We start from the raw sequence: 23,771 nt of genomic DNA, 5'->3' as shown, positions 1-23,771 counted from the left end.
CTCCTCCAGCTCTGGCCCAGCGACTATAGCCGCAAGGCGGAGGAGAGCCGTCCACCGCATCAAAAGCGGAAGGTCAGCTTTCAGGACAGATACAACAGAAAGAGGACGTTCCGTACCCGACCCGGAGCTAACCTTCAAATATGTAGCGAAATAAAGGGAACAGCGGTATTTTGACCGATTGAAGTCGCCTTGGGGATGCTTATGGCTCTAGATGTCATTGGCGCGGGCATGGGCCGCACCGGCACATATTCGCTGAAGCTCGCGTTAGAGCATCTTGGGTTCGGGCCTTGCCACCACATGGCAGACGTGAATGCCAATCCCGAACAGAAAGTGCTGTGGCGCGCCGCTGGCCAGGGACAACTCCCGAACTGGGATGTGGCATATGCCGGCTATCGTTCCGCGGTCGATTGGCCAACGGCGCATTTCTGGCGCGAAGTGAGCGATCACTACCCTGATGCAAAGGTTGTCCTCACAGTCCGTGACCCCGAAGCCTGGTATAACAGTGTGGCGCAAACGATAGGACTCGCCATGGACGCTGGCAGCAATGACCCACAGTCCTTCGGTGTGGCGGTAGTTGGCAATGGCGTCTTTGGCGGTCGCTTCAATGACCGTGATCACGCAATAGCCGTCTATGAAGCACATAACGCCGCGGTGAGAGCCACGCTACCCTCCGAACGTCTTCTTACCTATCAGGTCTCCGAAGGGTGGGAGTCGCTGTGTGCCTTTCTCGGGGTACAATTGCCTACCGAACCGTTTCCACGCACCAATTCGACTGCCGAATTTCGTGCTCGCATAGGGCGCTGAACGGCGGCCTGGCCTCAGAGCAATCCCGCGACCGCCATCGTAGTCAGATCTCGGTTTCCCCTGCGAGGGTCAGCGCATCCTCAACGTCCACGCGAGGGCATCAGACGATGAATTCAATCCACTAGTGGTCATGGTCTGAGGGTTGAGTCCCGTTGGCTCATTTCGCGGGAAGATCTTCGGCCGTCGACGCTTCGATGCGTTCGCCTACCAACTCCTGCAAACGCCACAATTGCCTGTCGTGAATCCCCATACCTTCAAGGTGACTTACCGTGCTGTGGAGATAGTCGGCCATGGAACCCCACGGACCGCACGCGAGCGCTAGCGCGTCGGCGATCTGTTCCAGCGACAGCCCGCGGACATAGCGTCCGCTGTTCCGGTTAATCACAAAGGTGATCGCGTGGAGCGGTCCGTTCTCGGTGCGAACATTCACCCAACGCGGCGAATGAGCGGACGGCTTGGCGCGCATCTCACGACGAAAGAGCCTGCCGAGATTTGCCTCAATAGCATCCGGCGGCAGGCGATAGACCGCGCCCTTGCACTGCCCGCCACGGTCGAGCGACAACATGAGACCGGGATGCCTGTCTGATCCTCGAAACCACCGGTCCCAACCGAGGCAGAAGGAGCGGTGCCACCCGGGCACGAAGCCAACCCGCTGCTCCACGAAATCACAGGCCGGGTTCCAAATCAGCGATCCATAGGCAAAGAGCCAGACCTCGTCAGCTGACGGTGCGGCGGCAAGTATCGCCCGGACGGTGTCATCATGGTCGGCGTCGGACGGCGCGGTGAAGGGCTGTGGCAGAGAATCGTCCACACTGAGGACTCTGGCGACCAGCTCGGGCGTTAGCCGCATTCGACTTGGTTTCGGGGCCATGGCTCGCCACACTCGCAGCAGTCGACCAAGGCATCAAGTGTCAATTCGCACCATTAGGCCGCGGCGAGAACGACTGGAACGGGTCAGAAACTCCGGTTCGTGGAGCTGCTGATGCTCGAATAGCCGCTACCTTGCCCCTGACGCCTGCCCTATCCGACTATCTTGTGCGAGGCAGACGTCTTTGCTAGCCCGCGTCACCTTTGTATTGCCAGAAATGCGTCCCAGGCTGGTTTCATGCTGAAGCGCCCCACCGTGAGTTTAGCCTTTCTCCTTATCTTTTCCGTCGCTGCTCACGGCGCGGACGGCTTGGGGGAGCGGCTTGAAAAGCTCTTTGATGAGGCCGAGCACTTGACGCCGCTGCGCACGGTTGCCATCGCGCATGAGGGCGCGTTGGTGGCGGAGCGTGGCTATCGCGGCCACTCTCCGGCACGTGCTGCCAACATAAAATCGGCCTCCAAGTCGATCATCTCCGCGCTCGTCGGCATCGCCATCGACAAGGGCGTGCTCCACAGCACTGACCAGAAGATCGCTCCGCTTCTTCAGGCCGACCTGCCCGCCGACGTGGATCCGCGGCTCCAGCAGGTTACGATCGGTCATCTGCTTTCCATGCAGGCAGGGCTGGGTCGGACCTCCGGCCCAAACTACGGGCGCTGGGTGGCAAGCGATAACTGGGTGCGGGCAGCGCTCGCCATGCCCTTCGACGACGATCCGGGCGGTACCATGCTGTATTCCACCGGCTCGACCCATCTCCTTTCGGCGATCCTGACGCGGCGGACCGGCCGCTCAACCCTGGAACTGGCACGCGAATGGCTGGGGCCGCAGGAGGGCTTTTCCATCGCCGCCTGGGACCGCGACCCACAGGGCATCTATCTCGGCGGCAACCAGATGGCCATGAGCCCGCGCTCGCTGCTCGCCTTTGGCGAGCTCTACCGCAACGGCGGGGTGAGCCGCGGCGGCCGGCAGCTCGTGCCGGCCGATTGGATCAAGCTCTCCTGGCAGCCACGCACCGCCTCCCGTTTCACCGGTGACGGTTATGGCTATGGTTGGTTCATCCGTCAGATCGCCGGCGAAGCGGTCTTCTACGGGTGGGGGTATGGCGGGCAGATGGTCTATGTTGTGCCCGGGCGCGCGTTGACCGTAGTCATGACATCCGATGAAAACGGCCCCGCTGGCCGCAGCGGCCACCGCGACGATCTCCATGCCCTGCTCGAGCGGATCATTGAGGCGACGAGAGACGTGCGCGAGGCTCGCAGCAAGTAACGCATGTCGCGCAAAAGCGCGCAGCGGTTTTTGCGATAACGACATGCATAAAAAGAACTTAAAGCGCGTCACATGAACCCCATCCAAACGCGACGCGCTTTAGACCCTCTGCACAGAGGATTTGACGGGTTCTATGGGTTGCGAGCTGGGCAGGCTGTCATGCAGCCCGGTGCGGTGAGGAAGCTGCTACTCCGCCGCCACCCCTTTCACTTCCAGATAAGATTCCATCGAATCGTCCATCGCCTGCAGCCACGGCGTATGGTGCAGCGGCGCCATCGTGCCGGTCATCAGCGAGCGATAGGCATTGTCGCGGAAGCCCATGATGTTTTCCATCTTGTGGTGTTCCCACTCCATGAAGGTCTGATTGACAGCCTCGACGTCGAAGCCGGGATAGTCGGTCTGATCCATCAATTCCTTGGTGTAGTCGCCCTGGAACCAGATCATCTGCTCGGCGTCCTCCAGCGTTTCCTCACGCGCCCGCCATTTCCTGCCGTGTTCCGCCATCACTTCTGCCGAAGGCAGCTTGATGCGGCCCATGATGACGTCGCGGGCGAACCAGGCCTGCGCGTCGAACATGTTGAAGGTGTAGAACTGGTCCTGCATGCCGATATAGAACAGCCGCGGGTTCTTCTCCCAGACGACGCCCTCGAAGAGCCCGTCCGGCCACATGCGGTTGGCGGTCTTGAGCTTCAGATCCTCGGTCAGGAATGGGAAGGAGTGGAGATAGCCGGTGCATAGGATAATTGCGTCCACATCCCTGGTGCTGCCGTCCTTGAAATGCGCGGTTTTGCCGACGACCTTCTGCAGCAGCGGCACTTCCTTCCAGTTGTCAGGCCATTTGAAGCCCATCGGCTTCGAGCGGTAACTGGAGGTGATCGATTTGGCGCCGTACTTGTAGCATTGCGAGCCGATATCCTCGGCCGAATAGGAGCGGCCGATGATCAGGATGTCCTTGTCCTTGAATTCCATGGCGTCGCGGAAATCGTGGCTGTGCAGGATGCGGCCGTTGAAGGTCGAGAAACCCTCGAAATAGGGGACGTTGGGCACGGAAAAATGCCCCGAGGCGACGACGACGTTGTCGAACTCTTCCGAATAGGTGACGTCGTTGGTGCGGTCATGCGCGGTGACGGTGAACTTTTTCGTCGTGTCGGAGAAGGTCACCATGCGCACCGGGCTGTTGAAGCGCACCCATTGGCGCACGCCGGATTTTTCGACGCGGCCCTTGATGTAGTCCCACAGCACGGCGCGCGGCGGGTAGGAGCCGATCGGACGGCCAAAGTGCTCCTCGAACGTATAGTCGGCGAATTCGAGGCATTCCTTCGGTCCGTTCGACCAGAGGTAACGGTACATCGAGCCATGCACCGGATCGCCATGCTCGTCGAGGCCGGTGCGCCAGGTATAGTTCCACAGGCCGCCCCAGTCGGACTGCTTTTCGAAGCAGACGATTTCCGGAATGTCCGCACCCTTGTCGGCTGCCGACTTGAAGGCTCGAAGCTGGGCCATGCCGGAAGGTCCGGCTCCAATGACGGCAACACGACTTTTCATGCAAAGCCTCCCGGTCTCATTTCCCTAACGAAACAAATTTCACTGACAGGACAGTAATTGCCCCTTCGATGCTGTCAACAGGCCTTGTGCTGAAACCACGTTTCCCCAGACCGGATTTTCGGCAAAACCGCCGACGGCCGAAATCCGGAGAGCCCGCCGTTCGACATAAAGTGGGTTGCTGTCGCAGTTGCGCTCTGTATCCGCACCGAATATGTTCACCGTGAGTGAAATAAATCCGCAGAACCGGGTGGCGAGATGGCGAAGAAAGCTTCCAATTTCAGGAATGGGGCAGCCGCCAAGGCCAAGCCATCGCCGAAGGGGGTGGTAACGATCCGGACGCCACTGACCCAGGACCCGCACGCCGTTCGCGACACCCGCGAAAAGGTCCTGGAGGTCGCGATCGGCCGCGAGGTGCGGGCGTTTCGCAAAAAACTCGGCATCACCGTCGCCGATCTTGCGGCTGCAACAGACATTTCGCTTGGCATGCTGTCTAAGATCGAAAACGGCATCACTTCGCCGTCGCTGACCACTTTGCAGGCACTGTCGCGGGCGCTCGGTGTTCCGGTCACCGCTTTCTTCCGCCGTTTCGAGGAAGAGCGCAGCGCCGTCTTCGTCAAGGCCGGCGAAGGCCTCGACGTCGAGCGGCGCGGCACGCGTGCCGGCCACCAGTACAATCTGCTCGGCCATATCGGCTCCAACACCAGCGGCGTCGTCGTCGAACCCTATCTGATCACGCTGACCGAAGATTCCGATGTGTTTCCGACCTTCCAGCACGAAGGTATGGAGTTCCTCTACATGCTCGAAGGCGAGGTTGTTTACCGGCATGGCAGCAATCTCTATCCGATGAAGCCCGGCGACAGCCTGTTCTTCGATGCCGACGCGCCGCACGGCCCGGAACAGCTGACGCAACTGCCGATGCGCTATCTCTCGATCATCTGCTATCCGCAGAGTAGTGCGGGTTAGATAGAGTTCGTCTGCGAAGGACTGGGCCTCATTCCAGCGTGGGTTCCTCGCCCCCACGAAGTGGGGGAGAGGTGGCTCGGCGAAGCCGAGACGGAGAGGGGGACTACGCCCTACGAAGCCCCCTCTCCGGCCGCTTCGCGGCCACCTCTCCCCCGCTAGCGGGGGCGAGGAACCCAGGGCTTGAGGGGCGGCACAAGCATAGCAGGCAGAAACTTAGTCTGGCCCAAATCCCGGGCTCGTCGGGCTGCCGTCGTCGAGCTTCGACAGCCATTCGACCAGTGTCCGCCGATAGCGTGTCAGGCCTTTGTAATTGGCGAGTTCTTCGGGAAGGTCGCGGATGACGCGGTGCAGGCGCCGCGCCCATTTCGGCTGCGTCACCAGCTCATCCATCTTGATCAGGTAGCAGCGGATCGGGAAGACGATGCCGTTCGAGCGCGGCAGCCGCCAGAAGCTCTGCAATTCGACACGCAGATGGACCTTGTCGCCAACGTTTTCGGGCGTCACCGTCGCCCGGTCCGGGCCCCATTTGTGATAGTTTTCCGGACTGGTGTCGAGGCGCGGATTGATCGTCATCGTCCAGTTCAGCCGCCGCGCCGGCTTGCCTTGCTGAATGTTGGTGAGGAACTTCAGCGCCCGGGTGAATATGCCCTTCTCATGCGCCAGCGGCACCGGCGCGTGCCACTCGAAGAAGTTCATGCCAATGTCGAAATCGAGCGACCAGTCGGCCTGGGTGGTGACCATGCCGGCGTCCATCCACAGGTTGCCGTCACGCTGGTCTAGGATGCAGAAATCGCCTTGTGATTGCCGCGTGATGTATTCCATCGGCCCGTAAGGCAGCGTCGACACGTCGCCGAAGGTGAAGCTGTCGTCGATGCCGAGCGGCCGGTTTATCCAGCGCCATTTGTCGCCGTCGCGCGTCAGCGTGAAATGCTCGGGATAACCGAGCGCCTGCTGTTCCATCAGGAGCTCTAGCAGGTCCCAGCCAGCCAGCGTCATGTGCGGCAGCGACTGGCAGCGCAGCGGGTCTTCCGCCAGCACCAGCGCGCGGTCCTGCATCTCAGCGACATAGTGCTCGTCGACGTCGATCAGGTTTTCGAGCACGCTGCCCTTCGGCCCCAGAACATGCGGCTCGATATTGACCGCATACATGTAGCTGTCTTCGTGGAACGGGAACGGAAACCGCCTGATGTGCTCCGGGCTGTTTTTGAACGTGAAGTCGTCGCGGAACGTTTCCTTGCGAAAGGTGATTCCCAAGCTCGCCTCCTATCTTTCCAGCACCAGCGACCTGCCCTCGAAGCGCGAGACGCAGGGCATGATCTTCTTGCCGCAACGGTGCTCTTCCTCGCTCAGCCAATGGTCGTTGTGGATGAATTTGCCGTCATGCGCGATGACGTTGGTTTCGCACTGGCCGCAGACGCCGCCGCGGCAGAGATAGGGCGGATCGACGCCGGCGGCCTCGATCGCCTCGAGCAGGCTCTGCTGCTCGCCGACGCGGATCGTCTTGCCGCTGACCGCCAGCGTCACGTCGAAGGGGGCGCCGGGCTGCGGGGCGGCAAAATGCTCGAAATGCACGGTTTCGGTGGGCCAGCCCAGCGCAGCGGCGCGGTCGCGCACCCAGCCGATCATGCCGGACGGGCCGCAGACGTAGAGATGTGTGCCGAGCGGCTGTGACGACAGCAGCCGGTCGAGCTCGATGCGCTCGTCGCGGTCGTCGTGATAGAGCCTGACGCGGCGGTCATAGCGCTCTCTGAGCACATCGGCATAGGTGCCAAGCGAGGCGGTGCGGCAGGTGTAGTGCAGCTCGAAATTGCCGCCTTCCGCTGCCAGCTGCGCGGTCTGCGCCATGAACGGCGTGATGCCGATGCCTCCCGCCAGCATCAGATGCTTCCTGGCGCGCAGATCGAGCGAAAACAGATTGACCGGGTAGCTGATCACCATCTCCATGCCGGGCCTGACATGCCTGTGCATGAACAGCGAGCCGCCGCGGCCGACGTCGTCGCGGCGCACCGAGATCGTGTATTCGCGTGTGTCGAGCGGCGAGCCCATCAACGAATAGGGGTTGAGCCTCGTCCGCTCGCCGTCGCGCATCTCCACTACAACATGGGCGCCGCCGGAAAATGTCGGCAAAAGCTGCCCGTCGCGCCGGCGGAAATGGAAGCGCGTGACCAATTCGTTGACCGGGACGACATCGCTCACCACGACGTCAAGCTTGGTGGTGCCGGTGCTCATCGAAAGATCTCCTCCGTCGGAGGAATTTCGCTGCGGTCTTCCGCATTGATGCAGACGCCCTGGAATGCCGCGAGGCGCCTGGAATAGTGATCGCGTACCAGAAGAAGCAGGCCACAATGCGAACACGTTGCAGGCTGCGTCGTCACGTTTTCGGTGATGCCCTTGCAATGGACGCATTGGATGCGGCGCGCCAGCGAGCCGCGGTGCTCGGTCTGGATGGAGGTGTGGTCGATGCCGGCTTCGAGCGCCGCCTGCATGGCCTGGCCAATCAGCCCCTCGGTGCCGGCGAGATAGAGACGCAGGCCCATATGGGCGTTGGCCAGCGTCTGCTTCAGCCGCGGGAGGGCGCTGGCGAAGGAAGGCCCCTGGTAGAACTGCGCCGGCTTCAGCGCTTCGAGCGCGGCGACATGCTTGCTGTCATTGCCGGGGATGAAAATGATATGGGCATCGGCAAAGAAACCATCGGGCGCGTTGGCGGCCAGGTCTGTTATGGCCAGCGCTCCTTCTGCATCCGCCACGAAAAGATGGTGCTTGCCGGGCTGCGGGGACAGGGTTCCGTAGACCGGCCGGCTGATGATGCTTTTCGCTGCCATTCTCTCAGTATGCCTCAGCCTTTCGCCGTGCGCTTGGTCTTCTTGGGATCATCGAAGGGAAGCGGCTCAGCCGTCGCGCTGATGGCGCCGCTCTGGTTGCGGATCTCGAGCCTGGTGCCCTGGACGGCGCAGTCAACATCGAGCCGGGCAATGCCCATCGATTTCTTGACCAGCGGCGAATACATGGCGCAGGTTACCACACCGACCTTTTTGCCGTCGCGATAGACCGGCGCGCCCTCGTCGGCCGGCTCCTTGCCTTCGAGCAGCACGCCGAAGATCTTGAACCGCTCCTTGCCCTTGAGGCGGTAGTGCTCCTCGGCACCGCGAAAGCCTGTCTTGCCGGGGCTGACTGTGAAGTCGAGGCCGAGCTCCCACAGTGTGTCGCCGGGGCCTTCGTTCTCGAACGGATACTTCTGCGAATTGTCATAGGGATAGAACAAGAGATAGCTCTCGACGCGCAGCATGTCGAGCGTGGTGAACCGGCACGCGATGATGCCGGCGCTCTTGCCCTCGTCGAGGATGGTGTCCCAGATCGTGCCGGCATCCTGGCCACGGCAGAAGATCTCGTAGCCGCGTTCGCCGGTGTAGCCGGTGCGCGAGATCATCACCGGAAAACCGAACAGCCGGGTCTGCATGTGGTGGAAATAGTTGAGGTCGCGAATGCCCGGCACATGCTTTGCCAGATAATCGACGGCTATCGGCCCCTGCAGCGAAAGGTCGTGCAGATTGTCGTCGAAACGCAGCGATACATCGCGGCCCATGGCGGCGCGCTGCAACTCCTCATGGCCGGTGCCAGAACCGTGCACGACCATCCAGGCATTCGGGCCGGTGCGGTAGAGAATGCAGTCGTCGGTGAACTTGCCGGCCTCGTTCAGCATGCAGGCATAGGCCGACTTGCCGGGATAGATCTTCTCCACGTCGCGCGTCGTGGCGAGGTCGATCAGGTGCGAGGCATGCGGCCCGGTGATGTGGACCTTCTTCAGGCCCGACACGTCCATCAGCCCGGCCTTGGTGCGGATGGCGATATACTCCTCGTCGGCGTTCTTGTCGTAGGTCCAGGCGGTGCCCATCCCGCTCCAGTCTTCGAGCTTCGAACCGAGCGCACGATGGCGATCCGCCAAGGTCGAAAATCTCCAGGATGCGGTCATGGACTTGCTTCTCCTCACACGATTGCCGGTGTTTCGCCGCTCAAGGGCACTGAGAGCCCGGCGACGGTCTGCGCCATATTGACTCAAAACTCCAAAAGCGCGCAATACTAAGATGCAAAAAGTTTTACTCAGAGGCAAGGAACGCAACTGAACGGAGGGGACATGAAATGGAAGGGAATCTCAACGCTCTAACGACCATTTTCACGGAATTCTATTACTGGGTGACCATCGTCATGATGTTCCTGATCCATGTCGGGTTCTGCATGTACGAGGTCGGCGTGTCGCGCCGGCGAAATCATCTGAAAACGCTTATGAAGAACGCGATGGCGATCCCGCTCGTCACGATCACGTTCTATTTCTTCGGCTGGTGGATCTATTTCGGTTTCCCCAATGGCCCGGGCATCGCCGGCGGACTTGTCACCGCACCATTTGCCGAACCATGGAATCCGCTGATGGGCACCCACCTCTCCGGTGTCAATCCAGGCGAGACGGGGGTCACCCCTACCGATGCCGCGCTGTGGCATCGCCTCAATGGCGTGTTCTGGGGCGCCTTCCTGTTGTTCTCCATCACGACGGCGTCGATCATCTCGGGTTCGATCATAGAACGCGTGCGCTCGGGTGCGTTCTGGATCGTCGCGGTGCTGGTCGGTTCGGTCCTGTGGATCCTCGACGCGTCCTGGGGCTGGCATCCGCAAGGCTGGATGGTGAAGCTCTGGGGCTATCATGATGCCTATGCATCGGGCGTCGTGCACGCGATCGCGGGCGGAGCGGCGCTCGCCTTTCTCATTGTGTTGGGTCCGCGCATCGGCAAGTTCAGGCCCGACGGCACGGCGCGCGCCATCCCACCTCACAATGTGTGGCTGGTCACGATCGGCCTGTTCCTGATCTTCACCGGCTTCTGGGGCTTCTACGCCGCGTGCAACATTCCGCTGATCAGCCCGGCCACGATTGCCGGCCAGATCACCGGCGAGACCTGGACGGCGACCAACATCTATCTCGCGCCGACCACGCTCTCGGCGATCACCTTCAACTTCCTGATGTCGCTGTCGGGCGGTATGCTGGCCGGCTACATCGTCTCTAAAGGTGACCCCTTCTGGACATTCTCGATGGGGCTTTGCGGCATTATCTCGGCCTCAGCCGGCAATGACCTCTATCACCCGATCCAGGCACTGCTGATCGGCGCGATCGTCCCGACCATCTGCTACAAGCTGCACTATTTCGTCGAACGCCGCTTCAAGATCGACGATGCGGTCGGCGCCGTCGCCGTGCACGGTTATGGCGGATTCCTCGGGGTCGTGGTGGCGGGCTTCATGCTGTGGGGACAGCCGTCCTCGCCCTATGAGGGCTTCGCGCACATCAACCCGCTCGGCAATTTCGCTGGTGCGGTGCTGATGTTCGTGCTCGGTTTCGCCCCCACCTTCGTGGTCTGCAAGATCCTCAACAGCATGAACCTCCTGCGCGTGCCGGCGAAGGTGGAACTCGAGGGCGTCGACTTCGCCCTCAATCATGCTTTCGAGGCGTCGGTCCGCGAAGTGGGAACCGCCGAAAAAGCCATGATCAAATAGTCAACGGGCAAGGAGAACCGCAATGTCTACCAATGGAATGGAAAGCTGGGCCGTGGACCTCAAGGACGTCGGCGCGATCTACCCGTTTCAGGGTTCCGAAGTCGTGATGGTGATCATCGGCCTCGTCTTCTGGATCGGATGGCACGTCCTCCAGACGCGCCACGAGAGTGCTGAAATCGAGGCCGATATGGCTGCGGATCGCACTGGAGATGAGACGAGAAAGGCGATCGACCGCCATTAAGTCGCCGACGGTCGTCTGGCGCGTCATTTGCGCGAGACGACTTGTCCAAGATGAAAAAAACTTTCATACGAGTTGAATTCGACTCATGAAGCTGGTAGCAGCTAAATCATACCTCATCTCGGGAGCCTGACATGTGCGGAATCGTCGGACTGTTTTTGAAGGACAAGTCGCTCGAGCCCCGGCTCGGCTCGATGCTTTCGGAGATGCTGATCTCGCTCAGCGATCGCGGTCCCGACAGCGCCGGCATCGCCATCTATGGAGCGCCATCCGGCAACGAGGCCAAGATCACCATCCAGTCGGCCAAGCCGGAGCACGATTTCCGCAACCTTGACGCCGAACTCGCCAGGGCGATCGGAACACCGGTGAACATCGCAGTGAAATCGACGCATGCGGTCGTCAGGACCACGCCCGACAAGATCGATGAAGTGCGCGAGGCCATCCAGGCGCTGCGCCCCGATATCCGCATCATGGGCGCCGGCGATGTCGTCGAAATCTACAAGGAGGTCGGCTTGCCGGAAGCGGTCGTCGATCGCTTCGACGTGCGCAGCATGACCGGTACGCACGGCATCGGCCACACCCGTATGGCGACGGAATCGGCGGTGACGACGATGGGCGCGCATCCGTTCTCGACCGGCGCCGACCAGTGTCTGGTGCACAACGGCTCGCTGTCCAATCACAACAATGTCCGTCGCGAGTTGATCCGCGAAGGCATGAAATTCGAGACCGAGAACGACACCGAAGTCGCGGCCGCCTATCTCTCCTCGCAGATGGCGCATGGCAAGAATCTCGGCGAGGCGCTGGAAGGCACGCTGAGCGACCTCGACGGCTTCTTCACCTTTGTCGTCGGCACCAAGAACGGCTTCGGCGTGGTGCGCGATCCGATCGCCTGCAAGCCTGCTGTCATGGCCGAGACCGACCAGTATGTCGCCTTCGGCTCGGAATATCGCGCGCTCACCAAGCTGCCCGGCATCGACAATGCGAGGGTCTGGGAGCCCGAGCCCGCAACCGTCTACTTCTGGGAGCATTGAGCTCATGCCGGCAATCAACGTCTCCAAGGCGACCCGCGAGCAAGACCATGAGCAGAGTCGGGCGTCGACGGTCTTCGACCTGGCCGAAATGCCGCTGCGCGAGCTCAACCAGGCGCTACACAATCTGACCCCTGGTTCGAACGAGACCGCCTGGGAAGTGCTGAACCCGAAAGGCAGCCATTCGGTCGCCGTCGGCGTCGACCAGCCGATCACGATCGATGTCCGCGGCAGCGTCGGCTATTATTGCGGCGGCATGAACGACGGCAGCGCCATTACCGTGCATGGCTCGGCGGGACCCGGCGTCGGCGAAAACATGATGTCGGGTTCGATAACGGTCAAAGGCGATGCCAGCCAGTATGCCGGCGCCACCGGCAGGGGCGGGCTGCTGGTCATCGAGGGCAATGCGTCGTCGCGCTGCGGCATCTCGATGAAGGGCATCGACATCGTTGTCCACGGCAATATCGGCCACATGTCGGCCTTCATGGCGCAATCCGGCAATCTGGTGGTGCTGGGCGATGCCGGCGACGCGCTCGGCGATTCCATCTACGAGGCGCGGCTGTTCGTGCGCGGCAAGGTCGAAAGCCTCGGCGCCGACTGCATCGCCAAGGAGATGCGGCCAGAGCATCTGGAACTCCTGCAGGGCCTTCTCGACCGTGCCGGCGCGACCGGCGTCAAGGCGGCGGAGTTCAAGCGTTACGGCTCGGCGCGCACGCTCTACAATTTCAACATCGACAACGCCGACGCGTATTGAGGCTCAATGACCTATCGCAACCCGCCGACGACGCCGCGCAAATCCGCGACTTTCGACGACTACACGCTCTCCGAGATCCGCCGCGCGGCGGCGACCGGCATCTATGATATTCGCGGCGCCGGCGCCAAGCGCAAGCTTCCGCATTTCGACGACCTGCTGGTGCTCGGCGCCTCGATCTCGCGCTACCCGCTTGAAGGCTATCGCGAGCGCTGCGACACCAGCGTGGTGCTGGGTTCGCGCCATGCGAAAAAGCCGATCGAGCTGAAAATCCCGATTACCATCGCCGGCATGAGTTTCGGGTCGCTGTCCGGCCCGGCGAAGGAAGCGCTCGGCCGCGGCGCGACGCTGTCGGGCACCTCGACGACCACCGGCGACGGCGGCATGACCGAGGAAGAGCGTGGCCATTCCAAGACGCTGGTCTACCAGTATCTGCCATCGCGCTACGGCATGAACCCGCGCGATTTGCGGCGGGCGGATGCGATCGAGATCGTCGTCGGCCAGGGCGCCAAGCCCGGCGGCGGCGGCATGCTGCTTGGCCAGAAGATCTCCGACCGCGTCGCCGAAATGCGCACGCTGCCGAAGGGTATCGACCAGCGCTCGGCTTCGCGCCATTCCGACTGGACCGGGCCTGACGATCTGGAAATCAAGATCCTGGAACTGCGCGAAATCACCGACTGGGAAAAGCCGATCTACGTCAAGGTCGGCGGCGCGCGGCCCTATTACGACACAGCCCTTGCGGTTAAGTCAGGCGCCGATGTCGTCGTGATCGACGGCATGCAGGGCGGCACCGCCGCCACCCAGGAAGTGTTCATCGAGAATGTCGGCCAGCCGACGCTTGCCTGCATCAGGCCGGCGGTGCAGGCACTGCAGGATCTCGGCATGCACCGCAAGGTGCAGCTGATCGTCTCCGGCGGCATCCGCAACGGCGCCGACGTCGCCAAGGCGCTGGCGCTCGGTGTCGACGCGGTGTCGATCGGCACGGCCGCACTTGTCGCGCTCGGCGACAACGATCCGCGCTGGGAGGCGGACTATAACGAGCTCGGCACTACCGCCGGCGCCTATGACGACTGGCATGAGGGGCGCGACCCGGCCGGCATCACCACGCAAGACCCCGAACTAATGAAACGGGTCGATCCGATAGCGGCCGGCCGACGGCTGGCGAATTATCTTAAGGTGATGACGCTGGAGGCGCAGACGATCGCGCGTGCCTGCGGCAAGAACAGCCTGCACAATCTCGAGCCCGAGGATCTTGTCGCGCTGACGATCGAAGCCGCCGCCATGGCCGGCGTGCCGCTGGCCGGCACCAACTGGATACCGGGGAAGAACGGCTTCTAAGATATATCAAACCACCAAGAATGCCATAAGCGAGGAACTACAATGGGGAACGATCTCGCCGCCTTTGCCAAAGAGAACGGCGTCAAATATTTCATGATTTCCTACACCGACCTGTTCGGAGGGCAGCGCGCCAAGCTGGTGCCGGCGCAAGCCATCGCCGACATGCAGAAGGACGGTGCCGGCTTTGCCGGCTTTGCCACCTGGCTCGACCTGACGCCGGCGCATCCAGACATGCTGGCGGTGCCGGATCCGGATTCGGTCATCCAGCTGCCGTGGAAGCCGGAAGTCGCCTGGATTGCTGCCAATTGCATTATGGACGAAAAATCGGTCGAGCAAGCGCCGCGCAACACGCTGAGGCGGCTGATTGACGAGGCGGCCGGCGACGGTATGCATGTCAAGACCGGCGTCGAGGCCGAGTTCTTCCTGATCTCGCCGGACGGCAAGGCGATTTCCGACGAATACGACACGGCGTCAAAGCCCTGCTACGACCAGCAGGCGGTGATGCGCCGCTACGATGTCATCGCCGAGATCTGCGACCACATGCTGGCACTCGGCTGGGCCCCCTACCAGAACGATCATGAGGACGCCAACGGTCAGTTCGAGATGAACTGGGCCTTCGACCATGCGCTGGCGACCGCCGACAAGCATTCCTTCTTCAAGTTCATGGTCAAGTCCGTTGCCGAAAAGCACGGCCTGCGCGCCACCTTCATGCCAAAACCGTTCCCCGGCCTGACCGGCAATGGCTGCCACGCCCATATCTCGGTGTGGGACAAGGACGGCAAAACCAATGTCTTTGCCGACAACGCCATGGAGCTCGGTCTGTCGGCTAAGGGCAAGAATTTTCTCGGCGGCATCATGAAACATGCCTCCGCACTTGCTGCGATCACCAACCCGACGGTCAATTCCTACAAGCGCATCAATGCGCCGCGCACCATTTCGGGCGCCACCTGGGCGCCGAACTCGGTGACCTGGACCGGCAACAACCGCACCCACATGGTGCGCGTGCCCGGCCCCGGCCGTTTCGAGCTGCGCCTGCCCGACGGCGCGGCAAACCCTTATCTGCTGCAGGCCGTCATCATCGCCGCCGGCCTCGACGGCATCCGCTCGAAGGCCGATCCGGGCAAGCGCTACGACATCGACATGTACCAGTTCGGCCATACGGTGGAGGGCGCGCCGAAGCTGCCGCTCAACCTGCTCGATGCTTTGCGCGAGTTCGACAATGACAAATCGCTCAAGGCGGCGCTGGGTGAGGAATTCTCGTCGGCTTATCTAAAGCTCAAGCACCAGGAATGGAATTCCTATGCTTCCCACTTCACCCAGTGGGAGCGTGACCACACGCTGGATATCTAGAGCATCGGACCGAAAAGTGTGAAGCGGTTTTCGGATGATTCCGATGCGCCAAGAAAGGTCCTGCGTGGCGCGAGCGATCTCGGAATAGATTTATGAAATACTCGATCTTCTCCCTCGCCCGCGCCGCGTTTTCCGGCCACAAGACCTGGCAGCGCACCTGGCGCGACGCCAGCCCGAAGGATCACTACGACGTGGTGATCATCGGCGGTGGCGGCCACGGCCTGGCGACGGCGTGGTTCCTGGCCAGCGAGTACGGCATCAGGAATGTCGCCGTGCTGGAAAAAGGCTGGATTGGCTCCGGCAATGCCGGCCGCAACACCACCATCATCCGCTCCAATTACGGGCTGCCCGGCAACACCGGCTTCTACGAACTGTCGATGAAGCTGTGGGAGCGCATGGAGCAGGATCTCAACTACAATACGATGGTCAGCCAGCGCGGCGTCATCAACCTCTACCATTCCGATGCGCAGCGTGACGCCTATGCGCGGCGCGGCAACACGATGCGCATCAACGGCATCGATGCCGAGCTGCTCGACCTGGCGGCGGTCAAGAAGATGATGCCGTTCCTGAACTTCGACAATCCACGCTTTCCCGTGCAAGGCGGCCTGCTGCAGCGGCGCGGCGGCACGGCGCGCCACGACGCGGTGGTCTGGGGCTACGCCCATGCGGCGAGCGCGCTCGGCGTCGACATCATCCAGAATTGCGAGGTGACAGGTTTTTCGCGCGACGCCAACGGCAAAGTGACCGGCGTCGAGACTTCGCGCGGCACAATCGGCGCCGGCAAGGTCGGCATGGCCGTCGCCGGCAGTTCGTCGCGTGTCGCGGCGATGGCGGGCCTGCGCCTGCCGATCGAAAGCCATGTGCTGCAGGCCTTCGTCTCCGAGGCGATCAAGCCGCTGCTCCCCAACGTCATGACCTTCGGCGCCGGCCATTTCTATGTCAGCCAGTCCGACAAGGGCGGACTGGTCTTCGGCGGCGACATAGATGGCTACAATTCCTATGCCCAGCGCGGCAACATGCCGGTCATGGAAGACGTCTGCGAGGGCGGCATGGCGCTGATGCCGATGATCGGCCGCGTGCGCCTCTTGCGCCAGTGGGGCGGCATCATGGACATGTCGATGGACGGTTCGCCGATCATCGACAAGACGCCGGTGGACGGGCTCTACCTCAATGCCGGGTGGTGCTATGGCGGCTTCAAGGCGACGCCCGGCTCCGGCCTCGTCTTTGCCCATCTTCTGGCCCGCGACGAACTGCACACAGAAGCGGCGCGGTTCCGCCTTGACCGGTTCCGGCGGGGTGCTGTGATCGATGAAAAGGGCGTCGGCGCCCAACCGAACCTACACTGAGGACGGTCCAAAAAGCATGCGTATTGTCTGTCCCTTCTGCGGCGAACGCGAACTCGGCGAGTTCAGCTATCTCGGCGACGCCAAGCCGGTTCGTCCGGCAGCCGGCGCCCCGGAGGACGACGTCTTCGACTATGTTTATCTGCGCGACAACATTGCCGGTGCGATGAGCGAACATTGGTACCATGCTGGCGGCTGCCGGGCCTGGCTGAAGATCACCCGCAACACGCTGACACATGAGATTTCCTCGGTCGAGCCGGCGGCGGGCGCAGGCGCTGCAAAGGTTGGCGCCTGATGGTTAGTCACGCGCAGACGCACCGGCTGGAGAGCGGCGGCCTCATCGACCGCTCGGCGCCGCTGAACTTTCGCTTCGACGGCAAAACCTTTGCCGGCTTCCAGGGCGACACGCTTGCCTCGGCGCTGATCGCCAATGGCGTCAAGCTGGTCGGCCGCTCGTTTAAATACCACCGGCCGCGCGGCATCCTGACATCAGGCTCGGAAGAACCCAACGCGCTGGTCGAGCTACGCACGGGCGCGCGGCGCGAGCCGAACACCAAGGCGACCACGGCAGAACTTTATGACGGTCTGGAAGCGGCCAGCCAGAACTGCTGGCCGTCGCTGCGCCACGACCTGATGGCGGTGAACCAGCTGTTCTCGCCGATCTTCGTCGCCGGCTTCTACTACAAGACCTTCATGTGGCCGGCGAAGTTCTGGGAAGCGATCTACGAGCCGGCGATCCGCCGCGCCGCAGGGCTTGGACGCACACCTGGCGTCGCCGATCCCGACCATTACGACAAGGCCTGGGCGTATTGCGACGTACTGATCGCCGGCTCCGGCCCAGCCGGGCTGGCGGCAGCGCTCGCCGCGGGGCGCTGCGGCGCCCGCGTCATCCTGTGCGAGGAAGATTTTGCGCTCGGCGGCCGCCTGCTTGCCGACGGCGGCACGATCGACGGAATGCCGGCGGCCGAATGGATTTCCCGCACCCTGGCCGAACTCGCCACGCTGCCCGATGTTCGCATCATGAACCGCACGACGCTGTTCGGCGTCTATGATGGCGGGACTTACGGGGCAATCGAACGGGTCAACGATCATCTGCCCTCGCCGCCCGAACACCAGGTGCGCCAGCGGCTGTGGCGGATCGTGGCCAAGCGCTGTGTCGTTGCCGCCGGCGCCATCGAACGGCCAATCGTCTTTGCCGGCAATGACACGCCCGGCGTGATGATGGCTTCGGCGATGCGGACCTACGTCGCGCGCTATGCGGCGACCCCTGCGAAGAGGATCGCCCTGTTCACCAACAATGAGGATGGCTGGCGCACGGTCGAGACCGCGCTCAGTGCCGGATTGCAGATCGCGGCCGTCGTCGATGCTCGCCCAGATGTGTTCGCCGCGCATCGCGCGCTTGCCGCCAAAGCCGGCTTTCCCGTGCTGAACGGTTCGGTCGCCGGTGTCGAAGGCGGCAAGGACGGTGTCAGGAAAATCTCGATATCGCTGACCGGCGGCGCACGCGCGGAAGTCGAAGCCGACGGACTTGCCGTTTCCGGCGGCTGGAACCCGGCGGTCGGGCTGACCTCATACCATCGCGGCCGGCCGAAATGGCAGGACGATATATCAGCCTTCGTGCCGGACGGCGCCCCTCCGGGCATGGTGGCCGCCGGTGCTGCCAACGGCGCCTTCGGCCTCGGCGCATGCCTGAGCCAAGGGTTTGCCGCCGGTGCGGCAGCGGCACACAGTGCCGGACACAACGGCAATGCCGGCACGCCGCCAGTCGCCGACGACGAGGCTTTTTCACTGACTCCGCTCTGGCATGTCGCCGGCAAAGGGAAGGCCTTTGTCGATTACCAGCATGATGTCACCGCTTCCGACATCGAACTGGCGCAGCGCGAAGGCTTTGAATCGGTCGAGCATCTCAAGCGCTATACGACGCTCGGCATGGCCACCGACCAGGGCAAGACCTCGAACGTCGCCGGCCTCGCCATCCTGGCGGCGGTATCAGGCAAGTCCATTCCCGAGACCGGCACGACGATCTACCGTCCGCCCTATGTGCCGGTCGCCATCGGCGCCTTTGCCGGCCATCATCGCGATGAGTACTTCCATGCGACAAGGCTGACGCCATCGCATCACTGGGCAGCCGAACAGGGCGCGGTGTTCGTCGACACCGGCCTGTGGAAGCGTGCGCAATGGTATCCGCGCGCCGGCGAGAAGGACTGGCTGGAATCGGTCACCCGCGAGGTCAAGGCGGTGCGCTCTGGCGTCGGCTTCTGCGACGTCTCGACGCTTGGCAAGATCGACGTGCACGGACCGGATGCCGGCGCCTTCCTCGACCGCGTCTACATCAACACCTTCTCCAATCTTGCGGTGGGAAAAGCGCGCTACGGGCTGATGCTGCGGGAGGACGGCATGGTCTATGACGACGGCACCACGTCGCGGCTGGCCGAGGACCATTATTTTCTGACCACCACCACCGCCAAAGCCGGGCCGGTGATGCAGCATCTCGAATTCTGCCGGCAGGTGCTGTTTCCTCAACTCGACGTGCAGCTGACATCCGTCTCCGACCAGTGGGCGCAATTCTCGATCGCCGGGCCGAAGACCCGGGACCTGCTTCGCGAAATGATCGATCCAGCCGAGGATTTGTCGAATGAGGGCTTTCCGTTCATGGGGGCGCGGGAAGTAGCGCTTCGCGGCGGCATCAAGGCACGGCTGTTCCGCATCTCGTTCTCCGGCGAGATGGCGTTCGAGATTTCCGTTCCCGCCCGCTACGGCGACGCGCTGGTGCGCAATCTGATGCTGGCCGGCAAACAATTCGGCGTGACGCCTTATGGCACCGAGGCGCTCGGCGTCATGCGCATCGAAAAGGGCCATGTCGCCGGACCGGAGCTGAATGGCACGACGACGGCCGCCGACCTCGGGCTTGGCAAGATGATGTCGACCAAGAAGGATTTTATCGGCCGCGTCATGGCCGGGCGCGAGGCGCTGGCGGCAGCGGATCGGCAGGTCGTGGTTGGCATCAAACCGACCGACAAGACGCGCCGCCTGCGCTCCGGCGCACATGTCATTCCGAAGGGCGAGATACCAGGTTTCGCCAACGATCAGGGTTATGTCACGTCGGTCTGCTTCTCGCCGACGCTCGACCAGTGGATTGGGCTGGCGCTTGTCGAGCGCGGCCGCGAGCGGATCGGCGAGATCGTCCATGCGCATGACCCGCTCCGCGGCGAGGATTACGATGTCGAGCTGTGCAATCCCGTCTTTTACGATCCGGATGGAGGGCGCCAGCGTGGCTGAATTTTCGTGGCTTCCCCGCAGTCCGCTGGAGCACGGGCTTGTTGCGGGCGCTTATGGCGCGCGCGAGGTCGCGCCTGGCATTTTCCTCACTGAAGTTCGTAATTTCGAGTTGATCCAGGTGATGGCGCGGCACGGCAAAGGAGCGGAACTGGCAAGCGCCACCACAGCCCGTTTCGGCATGGCGGCTCCGGATGTGCCGAAGGCGGTCAGCGCTTCGGACGTGATGCTCATCTGGTCGGGACCGGATCAGTTCCTCGTCTTATCGAAGGGCGGTAAGTACAAGATAAACACATTGAGCCAGGCGTTTTCGCAATCCGCCTCGCTGTCGGACCAGTCGCATGCGCGCGCCTGGATCAGCGTCTCGGGAGCCAAGGCGCGCACCATGCTGGCGAAATTGTCGTCGATCGATCTGCACCCGGCAGCATTTCCGATCGGCGCCGCTGCCACGACGTCAATCGACCATACCAGCGTCAATCTCTGGCGCGGCGATGACCGGCCGGATGGGCAGGCGGTGTTCAATCTTCTGCTGTTTGCAACCTTCGCCGAAAGCTTGTGGCACACGATCCTCGACGCCGGCGCCGAATACGGCGTCGACATCAGGCATTCCGAGGAATTCGCGTAAAGTTTCATCCGCGTGTCTGCGGCCGGCACGAAGCCTCACCTTGCCAAATCCGGCCTTGCTGCCTATTCTTGCCGCTAAAATAATTTCACGTACAGGCAAACTTGTTTCTCGAAACTGGGGTTGAGATGAGCCAGTCGCCCTACTCCGCCGTCGCCGCCGGACCGCCCCGGCCGAGCCTGATCCTGCGGCCCGGCCAGATGGCGCTGCCGGCTGGCATGGAGCGCTATTTTGTTCACGGCAATGGCGCGGTGCTTATCGACGTCGAGGCCGGCGACTCGATCAGCGTGCGCAATGTCGAAGGCGGGCAGGCCTGCGAGCTGCTCGCCTGGGACAAGACCGGCGTGACCGATGCCGGCATTTTCGGCGAGAAATCGAACAGCAATGCCGCCGGCATCAAGGCGCTGCTGGCCGATGGCGACGACAGCCTCGCTTCCTTGCGCCGGGGGCTGGAGCGACGCCAGGTGCAGCTGGATCAGGCAAAGACGGTTCGCGTTTTCGGTGGCGCCACCCCTGCCGGCACCGAACAGAGTTTTACCGTAGCCCGCGACGGCTCGATGCTCATCGCCGCCCCGGGTGGTCCTATGCTGGTCGACGGCCATGACACGGCGACGCCGCTCAGCATCATTGTGCGGCGCGCCACCATTCGCCCGGCGGCGAAGTCGCAGCTTGGCGACCCGCTCGCCGATCCAGTGCTCGATTTGCGCGTCCATTCGGCGACCGCCGAATCCTACTTCGTCAAAGCCGGCGACTATCTGCAGATCATCGATGTCGACGGGCGCCAATGCACGGACTTCCAGTGCTTTTCGGCGCGCAAGCTCGACAAGGGACGCGACCATCCGCTCGACGTGACGACGACCCGCACGCTGATGGGTTCGAGCTACCCGATGCCCGGCCTGCACTCGAAATATTACGACCAGGACATGCAGCCGCTGGTCGAGGTCGTGCAGGACACTTGCGGTCGGCACGATGCGTTCGCGCTCGCTTGCGCTGCCAAATATTACGACGACATCGGCTACCCCGGTCACCCCAACTGCTCGGAGAATTTCAACCGTGCGCTGTCGGACAAGGGTGTAAATCCTCGCGCCGGCTGGATGGCGATCAACTTCTTCTTCAACACGGCGATCGACGCGCATGGCGTCATGGTTTCCGATGAGCCGTGGTCGCGGCCGGGCGACTATGTGCTGCTGCGCGCCTTGACCGACATCGTCTGCGTCTCATCCGCCTGCCCCGACGACACGACGCCGGCCAATGGCTGGAACCTGACCGACATCCATGTGAGGACCTATTCCGGCCAGCACAAATTCTCGCGAGCGATCGCCAGACGCATGACGCCCGATTCGGAACCGAAAATGACCCGCGAGACATCATTTCATTCGAGCTTTGCCAGGCACACCCGCAACTTCGTCGAGTACAGGGGGTATTGGCTGGCCAACGCCTTCGCCAAGGAGGGGCCGATCGCCGAATACTGGGCCTGCCGGCAGGACGCGGTGATCATGGACCTTTCGCCGCTGCGCAAATTCGAGGTCACCGGCCCGGATTCGGAAGCGCTGCTGCAATACACGCTGACCCGCGACGTGAAAAAACTCGGCGTCGGCCAGGTGGTCTATTCCGCCATGTGCTACGAGCATGGCGGCATGATCGACGACGGCACGCTGCTGAGGCTCGGCAAGGATAATTTCCGCTGGGTCGGCGGCGACGATCTTTCCGGCGAATGGCTGCGCGACACCGCGACAAAACTCGGCCTCAACGTGCTGGTGCGCTCTTCCACCGACCAGATGCACAATGTCGCCGTGCAAGGACCGAAGAGCCGCGACATCCTGAAAGAGATCATCTGGACCTCGCCGCTGCAGCCGTCGATCGAGGAGCTCGAATGGTTCCGTTTCGCCGTCGCGCGGATCGGCGGCGGCAACGGCATTCCGGTCGTCGTTTCGCGCACCGGCTACACCGGCGAACTCGGCTACGAGATCTGGTGCCATCCGCGCGACGCGGAAAAGGTGTTCGACGTCATCTGGGAGGCCGGCCAGCCGCATGGCTTGAAGCCGATGGGATTGCAGGCGCTAGACATGGTGCGCATCGAGGCCGGTCTGATCTTTGCCGGCTATGAATTTTCCGACCAGACCGATCCGTTCGAGGCCGGCATCGGCTTCACGGTGCCGCTGAAGACCAAGACCGACGATTTCATCGGGCGCGAGGCGCTGATCCGGCGCAAGGAAAACCCGCAGAGGAAGCTGGTCGGCCTCGACATCGACGCCAATGTCGCGGTTGGGCATGGCGATTGCGTCCATGTCGGCCGCGCCCAGATCGGCGAAATCACTTCGAGCATGCGTTCGCCGGTGCTGAACAAGACCATCGCGCTGGCCAGGCTCGACGTCACCCATGCCGCGATCGGCACCGAGGTCGAGATCGGCAAGCTCGACGGCCACAGCAAGCGGCTGCCGGCGCGCGTCGTGCCCTTCGCCCATTACGATCCGCAAAAGAGCAGACCGCGCTCCTGACGGTGGCATCCCTTGCCTTCTCCCCCCGGTGAGAAGGTGGATCGGCGCGCAGCGCCGAGACGGAAGAGGGGTGCTGGACGGAGTGCTGTCGGTGGCAAGCTGGATCACCCCTCATCCGATCTCGCTTCGCGAGGCCACCTTCTCCCCACAAGGGGAGAAGGTAAGAGCGTGTTCCGCATCTGCGATGTGCACAGCTTCACAAAACGCTTGACGTGAAAGCGTGACGGATCAATCTTCACTGCCAAGAAAAAAATACTACTGAGCGGAAACCGCCTGAGCTCGTTTCAACGCGTGCGTCGGTGACGCATCGCGAGGTGTCGGCTGTCGTCGATGGGGAACATCAAAAATG

The 23,771-nt window shown here is 62.5% G+C and carries 20 protein-coding genes; 14 read left to right on the top strand and 6 right to left on the bottom strand.

The annotated features are described in order from the left end of the window. The first annotated feature begins 201 nt into the window (after positions 1–201). Positions 202–804 carry a sulfotransferase family protein gene (locus tag ACWTU7_RS15410; RefSeq protein ID WP_084831681.1) on the top strand — a complete coding sequence of 201 codons (603 nt, stop codon included), beginning with the start codon at positions 202–204 and terminating at the stop codon, positions 802–804. 157 nt (positions 805–961) lie between these two features. Here ACWTU7_RS15410 and ACWTU7_RS15405 read toward each other — a convergent pair whose 3' ends face one another. Further along, positions 962–1,615: a gamma-glutamylcyclotransferase gene (locus ACWTU7_RS15405; RefSeq protein ID WP_455839023.1), complete on the bottom strand. Its 654-nt coding sequence runs from the start codon at positions 1,613–1,615 to the stop codon at positions 962–964. Between the two features lie 294 nt (positions 1,616–1,909). On the opposite strand from ACWTU7_RS15405, the gene ACWTU7_RS15400 reads away from it, so the two are divergent. Beyond that, positions 1,910–2,935, top strand: coding sequence for a serine hydrolase domain-containing protein (locus tag ACWTU7_RS15400; protein WP_455839022.1), 1,026 nt, complete (start codon positions 1,910–1,912; stop codon positions 2,933–2,935). 186 nt (positions 2,936–3,121) lie between these two features. Here the strand turns inward: ACWTU7_RS15400 and ACWTU7_RS15395 are convergent, their stop codons facing one another. Continuing rightward, on the bottom strand, positions 3,122–4,480 hold the full coding sequence (locus ACWTU7_RS15395; protein ID WP_127208257.1) for an NAD(P)-binding domain-containing protein: 1,359 nt from the start codon (positions 4,478–4,480) through the stop codon (positions 3,122–3,124). A 255-nt stretch (positions 4,481–4,735) separates the two neighbouring features. Here ACWTU7_RS15395 and ACWTU7_RS15390 point away from each other — a divergent pair, with 255 nt between their 5' ends. Beyond that, complete coding sequence (locus ACWTU7_RS15390; RefSeq protein WP_455839021.1) at positions 4,736–5,443, top strand: helix-turn-helix domain-containing protein; 708 nt, start codon at positions 4,736–4,738, stop codon at positions 5,441–5,443. A 213-nt stretch (positions 5,444–5,656) separates the two neighbouring features. Here ACWTU7_RS15390 and ACWTU7_RS15385 read toward each other — a convergent pair whose 3' ends face one another. From ACWTU7_RS15385 to ACWTU7_RS15370, 4 genes are read right to left on the bottom strand one after another with little or no spacing between them, the layout of a single operon-like run. Continuing rightward, positions 5,657–6,697: a heme-dependent oxidative N-demethylase family protein gene (locus tag ACWTU7_RS15385; protein WP_455839020.1), complete on the bottom strand. Its 1,041-nt coding sequence runs from the start codon at positions 6,695–6,697 to the stop codon at positions 5,657–5,659. Between the two features lie 9 nt (positions 6,698–6,706). Next, positions 6,707–7,672, bottom strand: a complete 966-nt coding sequence (locus ACWTU7_RS15380; protein ID WP_287097359.1) for a PDR/VanB family oxidoreductase — start codon at positions 7,670–7,672, stop codon at positions 6,707–6,709. Then, positions 7,669–8,265, bottom strand: a complete 597-nt coding sequence (locus ACWTU7_RS15375; protein ID WP_455839019.1) for a dimethylamine monooxygenase subunit DmmA family protein — start codon at positions 8,263–8,265, stop codon at positions 7,669–7,671. The genes ACWTU7_RS15380 and ACWTU7_RS15375 overlap by 4 nt, the downstream gene beginning before the upstream one ends. A gap of 14 nt (positions 8,266–8,279) precedes the next feature. After that, the gene (locus ACWTU7_RS15370; protein WP_065008329.1) at positions 8,280–9,413 is read right to left on the bottom strand and encodes an aminomethyltransferase family protein; all 1,134 of its coding nucleotides are present in this window, start codon (positions 9,411–9,413) and stop codon (positions 8,280–8,282) included. 167 nt (positions 9,414–9,580) lie between these two features. On the opposite strand from ACWTU7_RS15370, the gene ACWTU7_RS15365 reads away from it, so the two are divergent. From ACWTU7_RS15365 to ACWTU7_RS15315, 11 genes are all read left to right on the top strand, one after another. Further along, positions 9,581–10,978, top strand: coding sequence for an ammonium transporter (locus ACWTU7_RS15365; RefSeq protein ID WP_455839018.1), 1,398 nt, complete (start codon positions 9,581–9,583; stop codon positions 10,976–10,978). A 22-nt stretch (positions 10,979–11,000) separates the two neighbouring features. After that, entirely contained in the window at positions 11,001–11,219 is a 219-nt protein-coding gene (locus ACWTU7_RS15360; RefSeq protein WP_029355351.1) for a hypothetical protein, read from the top strand. Between the two features lie 131 nt (positions 11,220–11,350). Then, positions 11,351–12,247, top strand: a complete 897-nt coding sequence (locus tag ACWTU7_RS15355) for a class II glutamine amidotransferase (RefSeq protein ID WP_029355349.1) — start codon at positions 11,351–11,353, stop codon at positions 12,245–12,247. A gap of 4 nt (positions 12,248–12,251) precedes the next feature. Then, the gene (locus ACWTU7_RS15350) at positions 12,252–12,998 is read left to right on the top strand and encodes a GltB/FmdC/FwdC-like GXGXG domain-containing protein (RefSeq protein ID WP_165778378.1); all 747 of its coding nucleotides are present in this window, start codon (positions 12,252–12,254) and stop codon (positions 12,996–12,998) included. 6 nt (positions 12,999–13,004) lie between these two features. Next, positions 13,005–14,333: an FMN-binding glutamate synthase family protein gene (locus ACWTU7_RS15345; protein WP_455839017.1), complete on the top strand. Its 1,329-nt coding sequence runs from the start codon at positions 13,005–13,007 to the stop codon at positions 14,331–14,333. Positions 14,334–14,375: 42 nt separating this feature from the next. Then, positions 14,376–15,683, top strand: a complete 1,308-nt coding sequence (gene glnT, locus ACWTU7_RS15340) for a type III glutamate--ammonia ligase (RefSeq protein ID WP_455839016.1) — start codon at positions 14,376–14,378, stop codon at positions 15,681–15,683. A gap of 92 nt (positions 15,684–15,775) precedes the next feature. Next, the gene (locus ACWTU7_RS15335; protein ID WP_455839015.1) at positions 15,776–17,029 is read left to right on the top strand and encodes a sarcosine oxidase subunit beta family protein; all 1,254 of its coding nucleotides are present in this window, start codon (positions 15,776–15,778) and stop codon (positions 17,027–17,029) included. A gap of 16 nt (positions 17,030–17,045) precedes the next feature. Then, a complete protein-coding gene (locus tag ACWTU7_RS15330) occupies positions 17,046–17,321 on the top strand; it encodes a sarcosine oxidase subunit delta (protein WP_287336482.1) in 276 nt (91 codons plus the stop codon). Then, complete coding sequence (locus ACWTU7_RS15325; RefSeq protein ID WP_455839014.1) at positions 17,321–20,305, top strand: sarcosine oxidase subunit alpha; 2,985 nt, start codon at positions 17,321–17,323, stop codon at positions 20,303–20,305. Before ACWTU7_RS15330 ends, ACWTU7_RS15325 begins: the two co-directional genes overlap by 1 nt. Beyond that, entirely contained in the window at positions 20,298–20,927 is a 630-nt protein-coding gene (locus tag ACWTU7_RS15320) for a sarcosine oxidase subunit gamma (protein ID WP_455839013.1), read from the top strand. The genes ACWTU7_RS15325 and ACWTU7_RS15320 overlap by 8 nt, the downstream gene beginning before the upstream one ends. A gap of 125 nt (positions 20,928–21,052) precedes the next feature. Further along, positions 21,053–23,422: a DUF1989 domain-containing protein gene (locus tag ACWTU7_RS15315; RefSeq protein ID WP_455839012.1), complete on the top strand. Its 2,370-nt coding sequence runs from the start codon at positions 21,053–21,055 to the stop codon at positions 23,420–23,422. Positions 23,423–23,771: the final 349 nt, after the last annotated feature.

The sequence above is a fragment of the Mesorhizobium sp. BHscii genome, assembly GCF_053848065.1.
The sequence above is the reverse complement of the archived record's forward strand: the minus strand, read 5'-3'. Positions and strand labels throughout refer to the sequence as shown.

Excerpts from the sequence above, each read along its gene's own strand:
- ACWTU7_RS15410 (WP_084831681.1), top strand. The coding sequence starts at position 202 with ATGGCTCTAGATGTCATTGGCGCGGGCATGGGCCGCACCGGCACATAT.
- ACWTU7_RS15400 (WP_455839022.1), top strand. The coding sequence starts at position 1,910 with ATGCTGAAGCGCCCCACCGTGAGTTTAGCCTTTCTCCTTATCTTTTCC.
- ACWTU7_RS15395 (WP_127208257.1), bottom strand. The coding sequence starts at position 4,480 with ATGAAAAGTCGTGTTGCCGTCATTGGAGCCGGACCTTCCGGCATGGCC.
- ACWTU7_RS15390 (WP_455839021.1), top strand. The coding sequence starts at position 4,736 with ATGGCGAAGAAAGCTTCCAATTTCAGGAATGGGGCAGCCGCCAAGGCC.
- ACWTU7_RS15380 (WP_287097359.1), bottom strand. The coding sequence starts at position 7,672 with ATGAGCACCGGCACCACCAAGCTTGACGTCGTGGTGAGCGATGTCGTC.
- ACWTU7_RS15375 (WP_455839019.1), bottom strand. The coding sequence starts at position 8,265 with ATGGCAGCGAAAAGCATCATCAGCCGGCCGGTCTACGGAACCCTGTCC.
- ACWTU7_RS15370 (WP_065008329.1), bottom strand. The coding sequence starts at position 9,413 with ATGACCGCATCCTGGAGATTTTCGACCTTGGCGGATCGCCATCGTGCG.
- ACWTU7_RS15365 (WP_455839018.1), top strand. The coding sequence starts at position 9,581 with ATGGAAGGGAATCTCAACGCTCTAACGACCATTTTCACGGAATTCTAT.
- ACWTU7_RS15360 (WP_029355351.1), top strand. The coding sequence starts at position 11,001 with ATGTCTACCAATGGAATGGAAAGCTGGGCCGTGGACCTCAAGGACGTC.
- ACWTU7_RS15355 (WP_029355349.1), top strand. The coding sequence starts at position 11,351 with ATGTGCGGAATCGTCGGACTGTTTTTGAAGGACAAGTCGCTCGAGCCC.
- ACWTU7_RS15350 (WP_165778378.1), top strand. The coding sequence starts at position 12,252 with ATGCCGGCAATCAACGTCTCCAAGGCGACCCGCGAGCAAGACCATGAG.
- ACWTU7_RS15345 (WP_455839017.1), top strand. The coding sequence starts at position 13,005 with ATGACCTATCGCAACCCGCCGACGACGCCGCGCAAATCCGCGACTTTC.
- glnT (WP_455839016.1), top strand. The coding sequence starts at position 14,376 with ATGGGGAACGATCTCGCCGCCTTTGCCAAAGAGAACGGCGTCAAATAT.
- ACWTU7_RS15335 (WP_455839015.1), top strand. The coding sequence starts at position 15,776 with ATGAAATACTCGATCTTCTCCCTCGCCCGCGCCGCGTTTTCCGGCCAC.
- ACWTU7_RS15330 (WP_287336482.1), top strand. The coding sequence starts at position 17,046 with ATGCGTATTGTCTGTCCCTTCTGCGGCGAACGCGAACTCGGCGAGTTC.
- ACWTU7_RS15325 (WP_455839014.1), top strand. The coding sequence starts at position 17,321 with ATGGTTAGTCACGCGCAGACGCACCGGCTGGAGAGCGGCGGCCTCATC.
- ACWTU7_RS15315 (WP_455839012.1), top strand. The coding sequence starts at position 21,053 with ATGAGCCAGTCGCCCTACTCCGCCGTCGCCGCCGGACCGCCCCGGCCG.